Raw genomic sequence first — 19,295 nt, 5'->3', positions numbered from 1 at the left:
GGTATTTAAAATGGGGAAAAGAATAAGAAGGGTTATTTGTGTTTTTTTACTGGCTTTTTTAACTGTAATGTCCTTTAGCGGATGTGAAAAAGAATCGGCGAAAGCAGATAATAGTGCGGAGAAGGAAAGCGATAAGATCCAGATCGGCATGTGCTTTGACTCTTTTGTCATAGAGCGTTGGCAGAGGGACAGGGATGTATTTGTTTCCACGGCAAAAGAGCTGGGGGCAGAGGTTAATGTCCAGAATGCCAATGGAGATCCTGCCCAGCAAAGGCAGCAAATCGATTATTTTATAAAAAAAGGCATGGATGTGATAGTTATCATTACTATTGATTCCGAGGAAATCTTGGAGAGCGTAGAAAAGGCCAGGGAAGCAGGAATCAAGGTAATCGCCTATGACAGACCTATTGCAGGGGCAGATGCAGATCTCTATATTTCTTTTGACAATGAGAAGGTCGGGGAAATGATGGGAAATGCCCTTATGAAAAAGGGTCTGAGCAGCGGGAAAGTGCTTATGCTCTGCGGATCGCCAACAGACTACAATGTACCTATGGTTGAGAGCGGCTTTGGAAAAGTAATGGAGGAGAATAAGATACTTGTCCTTGATGTCTTTCATGCCGATGGCTGGAGAGCGGAACTTGCAGGGGATTATATCTACGAGCACATGGATCTGGTTGAACAGGCTGATGCTATTATGTGCGGCAATGATGACCTTGCCAGCAAAGTGGTCCATGCGCTGTCTGAAAAGAGACTTGCAGGTAAAAAGCTGGTTGTGGGACAGGATGCTGATCTTGAAGCCTGCCAGAGGATAGTTGAGGGAACTCAGCTTATGACTGTGTATAAGCCAATCGAGAAGCTGGCTCAGAAAGCGGCGCAGTCAGCAGTTAAGCTGGCTAAAGGGGAGGAGCTTTTGGAAGAAGAACTCTCCGTATATGATAATGACGGAAAAAAAATCCCGTATCTAAAGATAGAACCGGTCAGTGTTACAGCGGATAATATCGATGAAGTAATAATTAAGAGTGGCTTTCATTTAAAAGAAGATGTGTACTTAAATGTTCCGGGAAAAATGCCAAAATAATGACAGTAGCATTATTTTGAAAATCAAAAAGCTGTGCTTGCAATAAAATGCTAGCACAGCTTTTTTTATAAAAATTTAATAATAAAAATGTGCTATAAGTCGTAAGTTACTCCTATTCTCCCGATGCTAGAATGACACTCGTAAGGAGCAGAAAACAATCTGCAAAAAACTACTAACAAACTATTGTGGGAGGAAAAGAAATGAAGAGAAAACTATTAAGTGCAGTTCTTTCAATGGCTATGGCAGCATCGCTCATGGTTGGATGCGGAAGTGCAGCACCGGCTCAGACACAGACTGACAACAGCGCAGCTCAGACTGAGACCAAAACAGAGACAAAGACAGAAACACCTGCACAGACAGAGAGCGCAGGCGGCGGAAAAGTCGGCGTTGCAATGCCTACTAAGGATCTTCAGAGATGGAACCAGGATGGTGCCAACATGGAAGAGCAGCTTAAGGCAGCAGGCTATGAAGTTGACCTTCAGTATGCATCAAACGATATTGCTACTCAGGTTTCTCAGATTGAGAACATGATCAGCTCAGGGGCACAGGTTCTTGTTATTGCTTCTATCGATGGTGATTCACTTGGAACTGTTCTTGCTCAGGCAAAGGAAGCAGGAATCTCAGTTATCGCTTATGACCGTCTTATCATGAATTCAGATGCTGTTTCATACTATGCAACATTTGATAACTACATGGTTGGAACAAAGCAGGGCGAGTACATCAGAGATCAGCTTGATCTTGACAACGCAGCAGGCCCATTCAACATTGAAATCTTCACAGGTGATCCTGGTGACAACAATGCAAGATTCTTCTACGGCGGCGCTATGGACGTACTTAACAAGTACATCGACGAAGGCAAGCTCGTTGTTCAGTCAGGCCAGAAAGACTTCGATAACGTTGCAACAGCTAACTGGTCAACAGAGAATGCACAGTCAAGAATGGATGCTATCATTTCTGCTAACTATGCAAATGGAACAAAGCTTGATGCAGTTCTTTGCTCAAATGACTCAACAGCTCTTGGTGTTACAAACTCTCTTGAAGCTAACTACACAGGTGATTGGCCAATCATCACAGGTCAGGACTGTGACGTTGCAAACGTTAAGAACATGATCGCTGGTAAGCAGTCAATGTCAATCTTCAAGGATACACGTACACTTGCAGCTAAGACAGTAGAGATGGTTGACGCTATCATGAAGGGCACAGATGCTCCTGTTAACGACACATCAACATACGACAACGGAACAGGCGTTATTCCTTCATACCTTTGCGAACCTGTATTTGCTGATGTTAACAACTACAAAGAACTTCTTATTGATTCAGGTTACTACAAAGAGAGCGATCTTCAGTAATTAAGCTTTATACAGGCGGGTCTTACTGGCCCGCCTTATATTTGAGAATAGGCCGATACAGATAGAAAAGGAGGAGGGGCAACATTGGAAAAGATATTATTGGAAATGAAAAATATCACCAAGACCTTTCCTGGTGTGAAAGCATTAGACAACGTTAACTTAAAAGTTGTGAATGGTGAGATTCATGCGCTTGTTGGAGAAAACGGGGCAGGAAAATCCACACTGATGAATGTGCTTAGTGGTGTTTATCCATATGGTTCTTATGAGGGCGATATTGTATATGATGGTGAAACTTGCAAGTTTGGAGCCATAAAGGATAGTGAAGAGAAGGGAATAGTTATTATTCATCAGGAACTTGCGCTTATTCCCTATATGACTATTGCTGAGAATATGTTCCTCGGAAATGAGAGAGGAAAGAAAATAAAGATTGACTGGAACGAGACAAACAAGCAGGCGAGAAGATACCTGGATATTGTTGGACTTAGAGAAAGTACACAGACATTGATCAAGGATATTGGTGTTGGTAAACAGCAGCTTGTAGAGATTGCCAAGGCTCTTTCTAAAAGGGCAAGGCTTCTTATTTTGGATGAGCCTACATCATCACTCAATGAGACTGATTCAAAAGCGCTGCTTGATCTTTTGCTAAGGCTAAAGGAAGAACGTGGTCTTACTTCCATTATCATTTCTCACAAATTAAATGAGGTTTCTTATGTGGCAGACAAGATCACTGTCATAAGAGACGGAGCGACTATTGAGACTCTTACAAAGGGCGTTGATGACTTCTCTGAGAGCAGGATAATTAAGGGAATGGTAGGTCGTGAGATCTCAGACAGATTCCCAAAGAGAGTGCCAAACATCGGCGATGTGAGCATGGAAGTAAAGAACTGGAATGTTTACCATCCTTTACATAAAGATAGAAAAGTTGTTGATGACGTAAATATCTATGTCAGAAAAGGTGAAGTTTTAGGAATCTCCGGACTTATGGGAGCAGGAAGAACAGAGCTTGCCATGAGTATTTTTGGAAAGAGCTACGGAGAGAATATCACCGGACAGATTATATTAAACGGAAAAGAAGTACAGCTAAATACTGTTAAGAGTGCGATAAAGCATGGACTAGCATATGTTACTGAGGACAGAAAGGGAAATGGCCTTATTCTTTCAAATCCGATCAAGACAAATACTACAGTTGCAAATCTTGAGGCAGTAAGCCACAGAACAGTAATTGACAAGCATAAAGAATATGCGGTTGCGGTAGAGTACAAGGATAAGCTAAAGACAAAGGCGCCTTCTGTAGAACAGCATGTTGGCAACTTAAGCGGTGGAAATCAGCAGAAAGTTCTTTTGGCAAAATGGATGTTTGCTAATCCTGATATCCTCATACTTGATGAACCTACAAGAGGTATCGATGTAGGTGCTAAATACGAGATTTACTGCATAATAAACCAGCTGGTAGCGGAAGGAAAATCTGTAATCCTTATTTCTTCCGAGCTTCCCGAGGTACTTGGAATGTCAGACAGAATCTATGTCATGAACGAGGGAAGGATTGTAGGAGAACTTGATGCCAAGGAGGCAACTCAGGAAAAGATAATGTCAAGAATTTTGCAGACTGCTGGTTAATAAATAGGAGGAAAGTAATGAATAAGGAACAGGTTTTGGGGTTTTTAAAGAAAAACACCATGGTTATAGTCTTAATTATTGTAGTAGCGTTTTTTTCATGGAGAACAGGTGGAGCAATACTTCTTCCTATGAATGTAAGTAACCTGATCTCACAGAATGCATATGTGTTCATTCTTGCAACAGGTATGCTGCTTTGTATTCTGACAGGTGGTAACATCGATCTTTCAGTTGGATCGGTGGTGTGCTTTGTAGGTGCTATCGGAGCTCTTTTGATGGTAAATGTAGGAGCTCCTGTGTGGCTTACAATTCTGATAATGATTCTCATCGGAACAGCAATCGGTGCATTCCAGGGATTTTGGATCGCCTTTGTAAGAATTCCTCCTTTTATTGTTACACTGGCAGGAATGCTTGCATTTAGAGGTTTATCAAACGTAGCATTAAACGGTCTTACAGTATCTATTAAGGATCAGACAACCTTTGTAAACCTCTTCGGAGGCGGCGCAGATTGCTATATTCCTGATTTCTTTGGAAATGGGAGCCTTAACCTCACATGTCTCTTTGGAGGAATCCTTGCGGCATCTGTGCTGGTTCTTTTACAGGTTCTCAGCAGAGTTAAGAAAAAGCAGAATGGTTACGAACTTGAGCCTGTATGGACCTTTGGAATAAAGCTTGCAGCCTTGGCAGCAGTGATCATTCTCTTTGCTTACAAGCTTTCTCAGCACAAGGGAATTCCTACAGTTCTCATCTGGGTTTTGGTTGTGGTAATTATATATGGTTACATTACAAGCAACACTACAGTTGGTCGTTACTTCTATGCAGTAGGTGGAAACGAAAAGGCTACAAAGCTTTCAGGTATTGATACTAATAGAGTATATTTCCTTGCATATACAAACATGGGATTTTTGGCAGCACTTGCAGGAATGGTAACAATTGCAAGACTTACATCAGCTCAGCCAACCTATGGCCAGAACTATGAGATGGATGCGATCGGATCCTGTTTCATCGGTGGAGCATCAGCTTACGGCGGAATCGGAACAGTTCCAGGGGTTATTGTAGGTGCGGTTCTTATGGGTGTTATCAACCTTGGTATGTCACTTATGGGTGTTGATGCCAACATGCAGAAGGTTGTAAAAGGTGTAGTTCTTCTGGCAGCAGTTATCTTTGACGTAGTATCAAAGCGTGGCGGCAAGATGATCGTGAAGAACTGATCTAAGATAAGTTTGAAAACAGCTAAAAAACCACTTTGTGGATTAGCAAGAGGATTTCTGCCAACCTGTTTGGTTGCGCAGAAATCCAGAGGGAAGACAGAGGGACGGTTCTTTTGACTTATTGTAAGCAATAAGTCAAAAGAACCGTCCCTCTGTCTTCCAGATTATTTATTCAGCATGCCTTTAGCGAGTTAATGCATTAACTTGTTGACATAATATTTTGTAAACAAACATACGTGATTTCGGCAGGAGATTAATTTTGCTCCTACAGTTTAGTGAATTAACTTGATGTATTTTAACAATTCAACGCTTTCTATTGCTAAATTGATACGTATAAAGTATAATGAAAAAATGTAATTTATAAAAATTTAATATTTATAGTAGAAAGTGGGTTTACATAAATGATAAAGTTGTCACAGATGCCTTATGAGCGTCCTGATATGGATGAGATTAAGGCTTTTTATGAGAAATTAATAGAAGACAGTAAGAATGCCAAAAGTGGCGAAGAACAGTTACAACTCCATCAGAAATACAGGGATTTCAGGGCTGATTATTTTACAGAGCTTACTTTGGCAGTTTTTAGACACAATATTGATACAAGCGATGAATATTACTCAAAAGAAAATGACTATGCGGATGAAGTAATGCCACTGATTTCCAATTATGAGAATCAGTACAAAAAGGTTTTATTTGAATCTCCATATCGTGAGTACCTTGAAGAAAAGATAAACAAGATCTTTTTCAAGAACATTGAACTTGCAAACAATTCAATCAGTGAAGAGATACTTCCTCTTATGCAGGAAGAGAATGCGCTTATCAGTAAGTATGACAAGGTAATCGCTTCTGCAAAGATTCCTTTTGATGGAGAAGAGTATAACATTTCACTTCTTCGTAAAAAACTTACAGATGAGAACAGAGACACAAGAAAGCGTGCATGGAAAGCTCTTTCAGAGTACTTCCTCTCAGTCACTGATGAGATTGATGATATTTATGACAAACTTGTAAAGAACAGAACAGAGCAGGCTAAAAAGCTTGGATATGATAATTACGTAGAACTTGGCTACAATCGTATGCAGAGAAATGCATACAGAAGAGCTGAGGTTGAGAATTTCAGAAAGCAGATAAAGGAATCTTTTGTTCCTTTTGTATGTGAGATCCAGGAAAAGAGAAAAGCTCAGATTGGTGTAGATGAGCTTAAATACTATGATAATGACGTTTTCTTTAAAAATGGCAATCCTGCACCTATAGGAACACCCGAAGAAATCATGAAGGCAGGACAGGAAATGTACTCAGAGCTTTCTCCTGAGACAAAAGAGTTTTTTGATTTCATGATGGAAAACGAGCTGTTTGATGTCCTTGGCAGAAAGACCAAGAAAGCCGGCGGATATATGGATTATCTTCCTAAATATAAGGCTCCATTTATCTTTGCCAATTTCAACGGAACAAGCGGAGATGTAGATGTTATAACTCACGAGTGCGGACACGCCTTTCAGGGTTATGTGACAAGAAATGATGAGACTCCTGAAAATAATGATCTTACTATGGAAACAGCTGAGATCCATTCTATGTCAATGGAGTACTTCACATATGGCTGGATGGATAAGTTCTTTGGTGACAGATCAGATGACTATCTCAAAATGCATCTTCAGGATTCAATTACATTTATTCCTTATGGATGTATGGTTGATGAGTTCCAGCATATTGTTTATGACAAGCCTGAGATGACTCCTGCAGAGAGAAAACAGGTTTGGAAAAACCTTGAAAAAACATACAGACCATGGCTTGATTTTGATGGCGATGAGTTCTTTGATGAAGGTGGTTTCTGGCAGAAACAGGGACACATTTTCTGGAATCCTTTCTATTATATTGATTATGTTCTTGCAAGCGTAGTAGCTATGCAGTTTAAAGTATGGATGGACAAAGACTATAAGGATGCATGGAACCATTACTTACAGCTATGCAAACTTTCAACCAGAGATTTCTATGAAAATGAGTTGGCTGAAGTTGGCCTTAAGAGTCCATTTAAGGATGGAACAATAGAAGAGCTTGTCAAGAATATGAAAGAGAAAGTTTGATAGCTCTTTATTATAGGTAGAGATAAGTTTATTTTAAAAAACTTATGTTGCATTTTTAGTTTCGCCGATTTAAAATGGTGAAGTGTTAAAAAGACATATGTGCGCCAGTGACAAACACTGTGCGATTACATATATATTATGCGGGAGGTAGAAATATGAAAAAAAAGACACTTGCGTCTCTCCTTGCTCTTACAATGGTAGCTGGTTCTTTATCAGCTTGCGGTAAGACAACAACAGAGACACCTGCAGCTCCTCAGGCAACTGAAGAGGCTTCTACAGAAGCAACTGCAGAGACAGAAACAGAAGAATCAGAAGAAGTTGTTTCAACTGCTGATCTTCCATCATCAGTTCAGGAACTGAACGGAAAAGAGTATGGTGAGAATGCTGATTACATTTCACTTTACGACAAGTATGGCAAGCAGATCTCAATCGCTGACGTAACAGAGGATGAGGAAACAGGTCTTGCTTACCTCAATGTAGACGGACAGAGCTATGAGCTCGGCCTTGATTTCCTTTCAATGGCTATGGTTTACAACACATCAACAGAGGGAACAGACTTTGCTACAGAAGATGAAGTATATGCTGAGTGGTGGAAATATTACATCACACGTTGGAACTATATGCTTCCTGAAATTCCTCTTTACTCAAACGAGTACTATGATGTTTACAACACACAGATCAAGGGTGTAGACGAATATCCTACAAACCCATACTGGAATCCGGCTCTTGCTCTTATCGACTGGACATCAGAAAAGGAAGATAATTCAATTATCCTTGGTGATACAACAGATCTTTCAGGTAAATTCAGATACGCAGTATTCGGAGCAAGTAACCCTGGAGCATCAGACAATGATATCTACAGACTTACAAACGGTCTTGATATCGTTGCTATGACAAAAGAGGGTGGCTACGAAGTAAATAAGACTGTTGTTGACAGCTTCGATGAAGTAGATAATGAGGATGGTTCAAGAACTTACACAGTTAAGATCAAGGACAACCTTAAATTCTCAGATGGATCTGCTGTAACAGCTAAGAACTATCTGTACTTCCCACTTGCATTTTCAACACCGGTTGCTGCAGAAGCTGCAGGTAAAGATCACGCAAGACTTCTTTATGAAGTAGGCTATAAAGGATTTGCTGCATACGACGGAACAAACGAAGGCACAGATGGCGCAACAAAGGTTATGGCAGGTATTCGTCTTTTAGATGATTACACATTCTCAGTAACAATTGATGCTCAGTATCTTCCATACTTCTATGCTAATACATACCTTGCAAGAGATTACTTTGCTCCTTCATACAAGGATCTCTGGTTTGGTGATTGTGATATAGCTGATGACGGCGAAGGTGTTTATATCACAGGCGACTTCTATGCAAAAGACGGTGATAGCTATGTAATGGCTAAGCACATTACTGAGTCAGCTAACAATACAGATACAACATATCCTTACACAGGCCCTTATGTTGTAAAGAGTTATGATGCAAGCGATAAGTCAGCTGTTCTTGAGAGAAATGAGTACTATGCAGGTAACTATGATGGAGCAGTTCCTTCTATCGACAAAGTAGTTTACAAGAAGGTAATCGCAGAGACTCAGCTTGAAGACTTTAAGTCAGGCGGTATTGATCTCCTTTCAGGTATCACAGGTGGTTCTGCAACTGATGAAGCTGTAGCACTTGCTGATGGTTCAAACGGAGCTTATGCTTATACACACTATTCAAGAGCTGGTTATGGTAAACTTGGATTCAGATGTGACTATGGCCCAGTTCAGTACACAGCAGTTCGTCAGGCTATTGCATACTGCATGGACAGAGCAACATTTGCTAAGGACTTCACAGGTGGTTACGGCGGAGTTGTTGACGGACCTTACTACACAGGATCTTGGATGTATCAGGCTGCTGTAGATCAGGGAATGCTTCTTAACACATATGATACTTCTGTAGATTCAGCTATCGAAGTTCTTGAGAACGATGGTTGGGTATACAATGCAGAAGGTGGCGAGTACACAGAAGGTGTTCGTTATAAGAAGATTTCAGGTGAGTATGCTACAGAGAATGACAAGAACTATCAGTCAGTTGACGGTGCATACAAGACAGTAGAGATCGATGGCGACTACTATATGCCTCTTGTACTTAACTGGTATGGTACTGTTGATAACGAGTTCTCAGATCTCCTTGTAACAGGTTTTGAGCAGAATGATAATATCGCAGCTGCAGGATTTGCTGTTCAGAAGACAACTGGTGACTTTGCACCAATGCTTGATGAGCTTGCTCAGCAGCAGATTTATGGTTACTACAGTGGTACACCTATGTACACATGCTTTAACTTTGCTACTGGATTCAACTCAGCGGTTTATGATTACTCACTTAATATGACTATTAATCCTACAATATATGACGATTATCAGGCATATTATATTAAGGATGAAGCAGATATTTATTGGAACTAATTTTCTACTAGAAGTTTCGGTAGGATTATGGTAATATAGGTAACTGACTGACAATCCACGGTTATGGGAATGGGCCCATAACCGTGGATTATTGTCGGTTTAAAGATGATTTTCGCAATATAGATTATTTGTTATTTGAATTTGAATACTCCTATCTGCAAATTGATTACAGATGGTTTATATATAGAATATTTTTAGGAGGTTTTGGCTGTGGGAAAATATATTCTTAAAAGAATAGGCTACATGTTTATTGTTCTTGTAGTTATGTCAGTTTTACTATTCCTTATATATAATCTGGTGCCAAATAACAGAGCTTATACAGACGCAAAAGCGGATATGACAGCTCAGAAAACTCGTCTTCGTAACGCTTCCGAAGAAGAGAAGGACAAGATGTTTAATGATTTGTATTTGGAATACCAGCGTAGATATGGAACGGATACCGATAATATGGCGGTGAGATACCTTAGATGGGTAGGAATTATGCCTAACTATTATGGTACTTATTCCGGACTTTTACAGGGAGATTTTGGTTACTCATATGAGTTCAAGGATGATGTTATCAATGTCGTTCAGGAACCTTTGAAAAACACCATATTTATAAATATATTTGCAACAATTCTTGCACTTGGAATAACAATTCCTTTGGGAATTGTCTGCGCTGTACATAAAGGAAGCAAAGGCGATCAGGCCATGCAGGTTATTACCATCATAGGCTATTCGCTTCCAACTTTCGTAACAGCAATTCTTTTCGTATGGATATTCTGTTCACTTCTTGGAATATTCCCTCCTAGTGGAATGAAGACTCCAGGAAGTAACTATACAGGATGGAAGTGGTTTGTTGACAGAATGTACTACATGGCACTTCCTCTTATAACAATGACTTTCTGCTCACTTGGTTCTATGACAAGATACGTCAGGGCTTCTATGATCGATGCTCTTTCACTTGACTGCATCAGAACAGCGAGGGCTAAGGGTGTTACAGAAAAGGCAGTTATTTATTCACATGCATGGAGAAACGCGCTTATCCCTATTGTTACTCTTGTTGTTGGATGGTTCCTTGGTATTTTCGGTGGATCACTTATTTTCGAGAATACATTTGGTATCAACGGAATGGGCAAGCTTATGATCGTCTCACTCCGTACACAGGACTTTGATGTAGTTATTTTGATGCAGCTTTTCTATGTTGCTATTTCTCTTATAGGCAACCTGATAATTGATATTGTATACGGACTTGTTGACCCTAGAGTCAGAGTAAGCGCCTAAGGAGCAGTGAGATTATGAAGAAAAAGAATTTTTTTGGCCGATTGAACGGCTGGGTACGCAGAGTATTTTTTGGAGGAAGCAGAGATCTTGCAAACTCCATTGATGTTGAAGAAGTAGTAAGCCCTGTAGGACAGATTGTAAGAAACTTCCTTGAGAGAAGACTTGCAGTTGGAGCTTTAATAGTAGTTATTTTAATGTTCCTTTTGGTTTTCTTTGGACCACTTTTTATGCCTAACTACTATGACTCATATACAGAAGTTACTCAGAAAAATGTTGCTCCTACAATGAGCATGATGAAAGTTCCTTCAGGACTTAAAAATGATATAAAGATGATCGACAGCTATGGTAGTTTTTCAGTAGGTCTTTCCAATTCAGGAGATGTATATGTTTGGGGAGCTACACAGCTTGGAACAACAGGTATTGATATTAGTGAGATTCCGGATGCTGTTAAGAATGATACAATAGCTTATGTTGCAGCCGGTATTGACCATATTATTGCAATCAGCGAATCCGGTAAGGTATATGGATGGGGCTCCAATAAGCACGGTCAGTACATAACAACTGATAAAGAGGTTCTTGAGCAGCTTGAAGAAGCTGAGGAATCAGTAAGTGAAGAGGATCAGGCTATCCTTGAAGAGGCTGGTGCTTCATCTTCTGTAGAGGGTGAAGATACTGAAGCTTTGGAAGAGACTACTGAGGAAACAGAAGTTGCAGCAGCAACATCTGCTTCAGCAGGTGAGAATATCATTGCAATGCCAGATGAGCTAGTGAATGGAACTATTGATGTGGCTAATATCAAAAAGCTCGTTTGTGGATATCAGTGCACTGCAATTCTTATGAATGACGGTAAGCTCTATATTTGGGGTAATGCTAATGCATACCAGAATATCAGCAGCTTTGTTGATAAAGATGACCTTACAGATATTGATTTCACACTTAACTATGTAGTTGGTCTTACTGATGCAGGAACATCTATCTACACAGGAAAGCGTGGTCTCTACGATCAGTATCGTACAAATATAAATGAAGCAGCTAAGTCATCCAAGAAATTCCTTGGAAAGAGAAAGATTGTTTCAATCTATGCTACAAACAATCACCTTTGCGGAATGCTTAGTGACGGAAGCCTGTTCTTTACAGGAAACTTCCCAAATGATTCAGTTGCTATGCCTGCTCTTCACGATGGAGAAACAATAGTACAGCTTGAAGCAGGAACATATCACTACACAGCTCTTACATCAGAGGGAAGAGTTCTTTCATGGGGTGGCTCAACACTTCATCAGACAGATGTTCCAAGTGGACTTGATGGAAAAGTGACAAAGGTATTTGCAGGTGCTTTCCAGAGCTATGCAGTTAATGACAGCGGCAAGCTTATTGATGAATGGGGACTTAAGGGATACCTCTTTGGAACAGACGGTAATGGAGCAGACATCTTCCAGCGTATCATTGCAGGTGGAAAGATGACTATGACAATCGGTGCGGTTGCAGTTATCATTTCAACTATTATCGGTATTGTGGTTGGATGCCTTTCAGGATACTTTGGTGGAACAGTGGATATTATCCTCATGCGTGTAGCAGAGATCTTTGCAGCTATCCCATTCCTTCCATTTGCACTTATTCTTTCAGCTATCATGGCACAGATGGATATTTCAGAGAATAAAAAGATATTTATTCTTATGTGTATCCTTGGTGTTCTTACCTGGACAGGACTTGCAAGAATGGTAAGAGGACAGGTCCTTGTAGCACGTGAGAACGAGTATGTTACAGCAGCTAAGGCTATGGGTGTTAAAGAAGGCAGAATTGCTTTCAGACACATCCTTCCAAATATTGTTTCAATCATCTTCGTTACACTAACACTTGATTTTGCAACATGTATGCTTACAGAATCTTCTCTTAGTTATCTTGGATTTGGTGTTACATATCCAAGACCTACATGGGGTAACATGCTGAGTGGTTCAAACAATTCAACTATTATCAAGAATTACTGGTGGCAGTGGGTATTTACATCTATCTTCCTTGCAGTTACCTGTATCTGTATCAACATTGTAGGTGATACATTAAGAGATGTAATGGATCCAAAATCAGATCGTGATAAGTAAGGGAGTGTAAGAGATGGCTTTATTAGAATTAAAAGATTTACATACCTTTTTTAGGACTAAAAAGGGAATAGTTAAAGCAGTTAATGGCGTTTCTTACTCAGTTGATGAAGGAAAGACCATTGGCGTAGTAGGAGAGTCCGGTTCCGGAAAGAGCGTATCTGCTATGAGTATTTTGCAGCTCCTTGATGGAAACGGATACATAGATAGCGGTGAGATCATGTTTGATGGCAGAGATCTTACAAAGCTTTCAGAAAAAGAAATGTACAAGGTTCGTGGTAATGAGATTTCTGTTATTTTCCAGGAACCAATGACAAGCTTAAATCCTGTCTTCACTATAGAAAGACAGGTAAGTGAGCCTTTCATTATCCACCAGGGTATGAATAAAAAAGAAGCAGCTGCAAAGGTTGTAGAGATGCTTGCAGATGTTAAGATTCCTAATCCTCACATCGTAGCAAAGCAGTATCCACACCAGCTTTCAGGTGGTATGAGGCAGAGAGTCATGATTGCTATGGCGCTTGCCTGCAAGCCAAAGCTTCTTATTGCTGATGAACCTACAACAGCTCTTGATGTTACAATTCAGGCTCAGATCCTTAAGCTTATGAATGATCTTAAGAGTGAGTATAATACATCAATTATCTTCATTACACACGATCTTGGTGTAATTAGACAGATTGCTGATACGGTTGCAGTTATGTACTGCGGACAGGTTGTTGAGCTTACAGACGCAGAGACAATCTTCCACGTATCAGAGTTCTCACATCCATATACTGAAGGACTTATGATATCAATTCCAAGACTTGATACACCTTCAAACCAGAAGCTTGATGCTATTCCGGGCGCAGTGCCTCATCCACTTAAGCTTCCTAAGGGATGTAAGTTCGCTCCTCGTTGTAAATATGCAACAGAGAAGTGCTTAAATGAAGAACCACCACTTATCAAGGTTCGTGAGGGCCAGCAGGTAAGATGTTTCTATGCTAGAAAGGAGGATCGTCATGCCACAAAATGATAAAGTCCTCTTAAAGATTACAAACTTAAAACAGTATTTCCCTGTAGCTAAAAAGGGAATGTATGTAAAAGCCAATGATGGTATCTCACTTGATATCTATGAAGGCGAGACACTTGGCCTTGTTGGTGAGTCAGGATGTGGTAAGTCTACTTTCGGACGTACACTTTTACAGCTCTATCGTCAGACCGGTGGAAAGACAATGTATTATGGAGCATCACTTGATGAGCTTGCTCCTAAATATGTCAAAAAGACAGTTACAAACCTTACAAAGCTCAGAAAGAAGATGAATGAGTATCAGGCTGAGTATGATAAGGCTAAAAAAGAATATGATGAAGCTCCGGATGATAAGAAGCTTCACCTTCATACAGACCTTACAGCCAAGAAAAAAACAGCAGAAGATTCTTATCTCAATATAGTTAATCTTATTGGTGGTTTCATTGTTGCTGATGACCTTGCTCCTGTTGAGAAAATCTATACTGAGAGATATACAGCATGTGAGAAACTCAATAAGGATATTGAGAAGCATAAAAGTGCCAAGCTTGATGCAGATGAGCTTGAGTATGTAGTTAATAAAAAGGCTGATAAGGCTACAGATAAAGAGAAGAATAAGCTTGCTTCTCTTAAGGCAAAGGCAGATCTTATTAAAAATACTATTGATGCTGATAAAGCGGCAATAGCAGCAATTGATGAGAGAATAGAGGCTCTTCGCGCAAACTATAGAAGTAATCCTGATTTTGCAAAGCATGAAGAGAATCGTGATGAGGGTATTGATCTTGCAAGACTTTCATACAACGAAGTTCGTCTTATCAGAAATCAGCTCCAGTATATTTTCCAGGATCCATATTCATCACTTAATCCTAGAATGACTGTTGCATCACTTATCGGTGAGGGACTTATGGCTCATAAGTTCTGCAAGGGCAACAATGAGCGTATGCAGGATGAAGTAATCAAGATCATGGAAGACTGCGGACTTGCAGGATACTTCGTGCACAGATTTGCTCACCAGTTCTCAGGTGGACAGAGACAGCGTATCGGTATTGCACGAAGCCTTGCTGTTAATCCTAAGTTTGTAGTATGTGATGAAGCAGTATCAGCTCTTGACGTTTCAATTCAGTCACAGATCCTTAACCTTCTACAGGAGCTTAAGGAGAAAAAGCACCTTACATACCTGTTTATTACACATGATCTTTCTGTTGTAAAATATATTTCAGACAGAATCGGTGTTATGTATTTAGGAAATCTTGTAGAGCTTGCGTCATCAGATGATATATTTGCTTCTCCTGCGCATCCATATACTAAGGCGCTTCTTGAGTCAATACCTACAACTGACAGCAAAAAGGATCTGGTAGTTCTCGAAGGAGATATACCTAGCCCTGTTAACCCTCCTAAGGGATGTAAGTTCCACACAAGATGTAAGTATTGCACAGAAATTTGTGAGCATGTTGTTCCTGAGTGGGAAGAAATTGCTCCTAACCATTTTGTTGCTTGTCATCATAAGCTTGTTTAATTTCTGAAAGGTTATTGGACTTAATGGGATGGAATAGAAAAGTTGACAGAATATTTAAGGCAAGAGAAGAAAATAAAAAAAGTGAAGAAACGCCTGATATATACGCGGATGAGTATTATGATCCGAAAGAGGACAGGATTCCTTATGAAGTAGGAGATAACCTGGAAAAGGGAGATCTCTTTGCTATGATAGTGTCGGCTTGGATTGTTATCATGCCCATAGCTTTGGGAATACTTCTTCTTATCGTATTACTGGCATGGTTCCTTCTTGGACTCTAAAATAATAAACTTTTCATTAAATAGGCACAAAAGTGTTAACTTTTGTGCCTATTTTACGATATAATAATAGAAAAGCAGACGGGATCTGCTTTCGAATTATTATACTATTTTAGAAAGGAGGAAATATGTGTATGACAGCTACATGTGATGCCAGAATGGAAGTTATGGACTGCATTAGAAAGGATTGTGAGAATGAATATTATCCTGATCCTGAAAAAGTTGCCCATATTACCGGTTTACCTTTGGGGGTTGTGTTTGATCTGTTAATCGAACTTAAAAACCAGGGTTGTCTTGGAAAGAGATAATCTTCACCAATTAAATGGAGAATACCATGGAAGAACAGCAAATTTAAAGGTCCTGTGCAATTAAAGCATAGGACCTTTAATATTTTATGTTTATATTGTTATCAAAGCATTTCTACAGGCTCATGTGTAAAGTCAGCTTTTCCTTCATCGTAAAGAGTCTTTACAAAATCTATAGCTCTCTGGCCTGATTCCTCTATAGGAACGTTTTGACTGTATATGTATTTTAAGTTATCACCGGTTGTAAGTAAGAAGTCAATTTCTGTTCCGCTTATCTTGCCATCACCAAAATCCAACGGCTTTACTTCTACAGAGCTAACTTCTTTTATGATTCCTGAACCAAAAAGAACTCTCATTAAGAAAACCTCCTTTTATATAAGTGATATTATAGTCTATATTTTATCACTAAAATGATGTAATTGCGATAGTCTTTGGCTATTTTGCCTATTTGTGCTATACTAAAACTTGTGTTACAAAAATTGTAATATATTCTTGAAAGGAAGATGACAGGGCCTTTTAGGCGCTTAATATATAAAATGAATACAATAAAAAAGTTACTTACTTCAGTTGCATTAACAGCAACAGCATTTTCACTTCTTACAGGCTGTTCTTCAGCCGATAAGACTGCTATCCAGGATACTGCTGATAAATTTCTTGCTATAGTAAAAAGCGGTACAAATGAGGATATTGAGAAATATGCCAGTGCTGAGGTTTCAGAAGGCGAATTTGTTAAAACATTTGATAGTGAATATCTTAAGCAGAACTTTATGGAAGGTTTTGTAAGCAGCGAGATAGATGATTCTACAATGGAAAGAGTTGAATCATTCTGTTCACTTTTTTCCGATATGATAACAGATTACAAGATATCAGAGGTTTCTGTTGATAAAAACGGTGTTGGAACAGTTGTAGCGATGATCGATACTTCTTTTCCTATTGATGTAATAGACAACGCTGAAGCGCTTGAGCTTATTGAAGAGCAGGCACAGTCCTATTATGCTGAGAACGAAGAGCAGATAGTGGCAATGTATGAGGAAAAGACAGAAGAAGAGGTTGAGGCATATATTTACAACGATATGATCATTAAGATCATTGATGTCTACGAGACGCTTATTAAAGAGGCTTCGCCCGAAACCTATGCAATCACACTTACAGTCGAGAAAAACGCTGAGACAGACAGCTATTATGTGACAGGTGTTACATCTTACGATGAAGCGTCAGAATCTACTACACAGGCTGCCACAGAGACTGCAACAACTGTGGAGACTTCACCATCAGATAGCAGCTCTTCTGAGGAATCAGATGCTTCTTCCAGTTCAGTATCAGAATAAAGCATAAGAAAAAGGCTACGCATTTTGTATGCGCAGCCTTTTATTTTTACTCTGATATTTAATCATTAGTCTGCATATCTTTAAGCTTATTAGCCTGCTGGAATATCTCGCCCAAAATCGTCTTGAAGCCTTCGAATTTTTCTACGGCCATATCAGATGAGCGAACACCTTCATTGGATAGAGAAGCAACTTCCTGGCTTGTTGCTGACAGATTGGAGATACTGTCGTTAATTTCTGTAGTAGAAGATGCAATCTGCTTCATTCCTTCTCCAATCTCGGCGAATCTGTCGAGCATTTCTGTTACATTTTCATTGATACTGTTGAAGTTCTCTCCAACAGATTCGATCATTGCATTCTGTTCAGATACGGATGCAACTGTATCATCAATACTTGCCATAGCTTTCTGTACATCTTCATTAAGCTCATTTATGATATTTGTGATCTTTGTAGATGCTGTATTTGTTTCATCGGCAAGCTCTCGCACGTCGTTAGCAACTACTGCAAAGCCTTTACCTGCTTCGCCTGCTCTTGCAGCCTCTATGCTGGCATTGAGTGCAAGAAGGTTAGTCTGTTTGGAAATAGACATGATAGAACCGACAATCTTTTGGACTTCTTCAACCTTATTTATAACTGCCTGAGTAGCATCAACTGTAACCTGGCTTTGCTTTGAAACATCTTCAGATTTGATCTTAAGATCTTCAATAACTTTTACGCCGCTTCTTACAGCTTCCTGAGTACTTTCTGAAGCTACAGTCATATCTTTTCTGTGCTGCTCAGTAGTATTTGTCTCTTCCTGAATTTCCTGAACTCGTTCAGCCTGTCGTGTTACAGCATTAGCTGTACTTTCCATGCTTGATGCTATGTCCTTCATACCTTCATGCTGTGTCTCGATTATATTCTGCAGAGATGCCATATCTTCCTGAGAAGAATTAAATAGGTCAGTAATAGTATTGGCAATTTCTGCCATTGCATTTCCTGTCTCGAGCGACTTTTCAGCATTCTTTGTTATCTTTTCATTGTTTTCATTATTAAATTTAGTTAAAAGAGTTACCGTAGCAATACAAGCTATGAAAGCCAAAGCCAGGGTAATAAACGCCGGTACATGGACCATATCCAAAGTGCCTTCTGTCACAAAGGCTTTGATACACGTGATTATGAATGAAAGAGATATAGCAGAGATTCCTGCTTTACAAAGCCTTACATTTAAGTAGACAATGCTGCTGAAAAGTATCGGAAGACCAAATGCAAAATATGAAATGCTGTCTTCTGCGATAAGTAAAACAAAATAGAAGAGCGTTGAACCACCCATTATGAGAATACAACCAAGTTTCTGTGTGGCGAACTTAAACTCACCAATACAGATCATTGCGCCACCAAGTACAACATTGGCGAAAATGGCTATTTTACCGAGTGTTAATCCCGTAGAAAATGTGTTGATTATTGTTAGTATAAGTCCACTTAATAATATAACTACACAAACAGAAAAAGAAGTACTGTTAGCACGGCGAAATTGTTCTGGGCTCATATGTTATTTTCCTTTCTTAACTACATCGTGTTTTATGATAATCATATTAATTCTACCATAGCAGGATAGGATATAAACTATTTAACGTATTAAAAACTTATTAAAAAAAGATAAAAAGCGAATGCTATAAAGTGATTTTTTATAGATATTTATACTTTTTTAAGAATACATAATAACAATATATTGTAAAATATAGTTAGCGTTCAGTATACACTT

15 protein-coding genes are annotated in these 19,295 nt (G+C 39.4%); 13 read left to right on the top strand and 2 right to left on the bottom strand.

Annotation, left to right across the window (positions count from 1 at the left end):
• Positions 1-10: 10 nt before the first annotated feature.
• The 12 genes from E7303_RS12135 to E7303_RS12080 all read left to right on the top strand — a co-directional run bounded on the left by E7303_RS12135 (position 11) and on the right by E7303_RS12080 (position 16,229).
• Positions 11-1,078 (top strand): sugar ABC transporter substrate-binding protein, encoded by a 1,068-nt coding sequence (locus tag E7303_RS12135; protein WP_292145579.1) that lies wholly within the window; start codon positions 11-13, stop codon positions 1,076-1,078.
• A 200-nt stretch (positions 1,079-1,278) separates the two neighbouring features.
• On the top strand, positions 1,279-2,427 hold the full coding sequence (gene chvE, locus E7303_RS12130) for a multiple monosaccharide ABC transporter substrate-binding protein (protein ID WP_292145578.1): 1,149 nt from the start codon (positions 1,279-1,281) through the stop codon (positions 2,425-2,427).
• An 84-nt stretch (positions 2,428-2,511) separates the two neighbouring features.
• Complete coding sequence (gene mmsA / locus E7303_RS12125) at positions 2,512-4,044, top strand: multiple monosaccharide ABC transporter ATP-binding protein (RefSeq protein ID WP_292145577.1); 1,533 nt, start codon at positions 2,512-2,514, stop codon at positions 4,042-4,044.
• A 17-nt stretch (positions 4,045-4,061) separates the two neighbouring features.
• Entirely contained in the window at positions 4,062-5,252 is a 1,191-nt protein-coding gene (mmsB, locus tag E7303_RS12120) for a multiple monosaccharide ABC transporter permease (RefSeq protein WP_292145576.1), read from the top strand.
• Positions 5,253-5,656: 404 nt separating this feature from the next.
• A complete protein-coding gene (locus E7303_RS12115; protein WP_292145606.1) occupies positions 5,657-7,327 on the top strand; it encodes a M3 family oligoendopeptidase in 1,671 nt (556 codons plus the stop codon).
• A 155-nt stretch (positions 7,328-7,482) separates the two neighbouring features.
• Entirely contained in the window at positions 7,483-9,774 is a 2,292-nt protein-coding gene (locus E7303_RS12110; protein ID WP_292145574.1) for an ABC transporter substrate-binding protein, read from the top strand.
• A gap of 210 nt (positions 9,775-9,984) precedes the next feature.
• Entirely contained in the window at positions 9,985-11,037 is a 1,053-nt protein-coding gene (locus E7303_RS12105) for an ABC transporter permease (RefSeq protein ID WP_022774210.1), read from the top strand.
• Between the two features lie 14 nt (positions 11,038-11,051).
• Positions 11,052-13,133, top strand: a complete 2,082-nt coding sequence (locus E7303_RS12100) for an ABC transporter permease subunit (protein ID WP_292145573.1) — start codon at positions 11,052-11,054, stop codon at positions 13,131-13,133.
• Positions 13,134-13,146: 13 nt separating this feature from the next.
• Positions 13,147-14,139, top strand: a complete 993-nt coding sequence (locus tag E7303_RS12095) for an ABC transporter ATP-binding protein (protein WP_292145572.1) — start codon at positions 13,147-13,149, stop codon at positions 14,137-14,139.
• On the top strand, positions 14,126-15,646 hold the full coding sequence (locus E7303_RS12090) for an ABC transporter ATP-binding protein (RefSeq protein WP_292145571.1): 1,521 nt from the start codon (positions 14,126-14,128) through the stop codon (positions 15,644-15,646). The genes E7303_RS12095 and E7303_RS12090 overlap by 14 nt, the downstream gene beginning before the upstream one ends.
• A gap of 23 nt (positions 15,647-15,669) precedes the next feature.
• Positions 15,670-15,924: a hypothetical protein gene (locus E7303_RS12085; protein WP_103869266.1), complete on the top strand. Its 255-nt coding sequence runs from the start codon at positions 15,670-15,672 to the stop codon at positions 15,922-15,924.
• A 131-nt stretch (positions 15,925-16,055) separates the two neighbouring features.
• Positions 16,056-16,229, top strand: a complete 174-nt coding sequence (locus E7303_RS12080; RefSeq protein ID WP_022774203.1) for a hypothetical protein — start codon at positions 16,056-16,058, stop codon at positions 16,227-16,229.
• Positions 16,230-16,330: 101 nt separating this feature from the next.
• Here E7303_RS12080 and E7303_RS12075 read toward each other — a convergent pair whose 3' ends face one another.
• Positions 16,331-16,582 carry a hypothetical protein gene (locus tag E7303_RS12075; RefSeq protein WP_292145570.1) on the bottom strand — a complete coding sequence of 84 codons (252 nt, stop codon included), beginning with the start codon at positions 16,580-16,582 and terminating at the stop codon, positions 16,331-16,333.
• 180 nt (positions 16,583-16,762) lie between these two features.
• Between E7303_RS12075 and E7303_RS12070 the strand changes: the two genes are divergently transcribed.
• Positions 16,763-17,554, top strand: a complete 792-nt coding sequence (locus E7303_RS12070) for a hypothetical protein (protein WP_292145569.1) — start codon at positions 16,763-16,765, stop codon at positions 17,552-17,554.
• A gap of 58 nt (positions 17,555-17,612) precedes the next feature.
• Here the strand turns inward: E7303_RS12070 and E7303_RS12065 are convergent, their stop codons facing one another.
• The gene (locus E7303_RS12065) at positions 17,613-19,079 is read right to left on the bottom strand and encodes a methyl-accepting chemotaxis protein (protein WP_292145568.1); all 1,467 of its coding nucleotides are present in this window, start codon (positions 19,077-19,079) and stop codon (positions 17,613-17,615) included.
• Between the last annotated feature and the right edge of the window lie 216 nt (positions 19,080-19,295).

The organism is Butyrivibrio sp. (assembly GCF_015056685.1).
In the GTDB taxonomy this organism is placed as follows: domain Bacteria; phylum Bacillota; class Clostridia; order Lachnospirales; family Lachnospiraceae; genus Butyrivibrio.
This window is presented reverse-complemented; position numbering and strand designations above follow the sequence as displayed.

Excerpts from the sequence above, each read along its gene's own strand:
- E7303_RS12135 (WP_292145579.1), top strand. The coding sequence starts at position 11 with ATGGGGAAAAGAATAAGAAGGGTTATTTGTGTTTTTTTACTGGCTTTT.
- chvE (WP_292145578.1), top strand. The coding sequence starts at position 1,279 with ATGAAGAGAAAACTATTAAGTGCAGTTCTTTCAATGGCTATGGCAGCA.
- mmsB (WP_292145576.1), top strand. The coding sequence starts at position 4,062 with ATGAATAAGGAACAGGTTTTGGGGTTTTTAAAGAAAAACACCATGGTT.
- E7303_RS12110 (WP_292145574.1), top strand. The coding sequence starts at position 7,483 with ATGAAAAAAAAGACACTTGCGTCTCTCCTTGCTCTTACAATGGTAGCT.
- E7303_RS12100 (WP_292145573.1), top strand. The coding sequence starts at position 11,052 with ATGAAGAAAAAGAATTTTTTTGGCCGATTGAACGGCTGGGTACGCAGA.
- E7303_RS12095 (WP_292145572.1), top strand. The coding sequence starts at position 13,147 with ATGGCTTTATTAGAATTAAAAGATTTACATACCTTTTTTAGGACTAAA.
- E7303_RS12090 (WP_292145571.1), top strand. The coding sequence starts at position 14,126 with ATGCCACAAAATGATAAAGTCCTCTTAAAGATTACAAACTTAAAACAG.
- E7303_RS12085 (WP_103869266.1), top strand. The coding sequence starts at position 15,670 with ATGGGATGGAATAGAAAAGTTGACAGAATATTTAAGGCAAGAGAAGAA.
- E7303_RS12080 (WP_022774203.1), top strand. The coding sequence starts at position 16,056 with ATGACAGCTACATGTGATGCCAGAATGGAAGTTATGGACTGCATTAGA.
- E7303_RS12075 (WP_292145570.1), bottom strand. The coding sequence starts at position 16,582 with ATGAGAGTTCTTTTTGGTTCAGGAATCATAAAAGAAGTTAGCTCTGTA.
- E7303_RS12070 (WP_292145569.1), top strand. The coding sequence starts at position 16,763 with ATGAATACAATAAAAAAGTTACTTACTTCAGTTGCATTAACAGCAACA.
- E7303_RS12065 (WP_292145568.1), bottom strand. The coding sequence starts at position 19,079 with ATGAGCCCAGAACAATTTCGCCGTGCTAACAGTACTTCTTTTTCTGTT.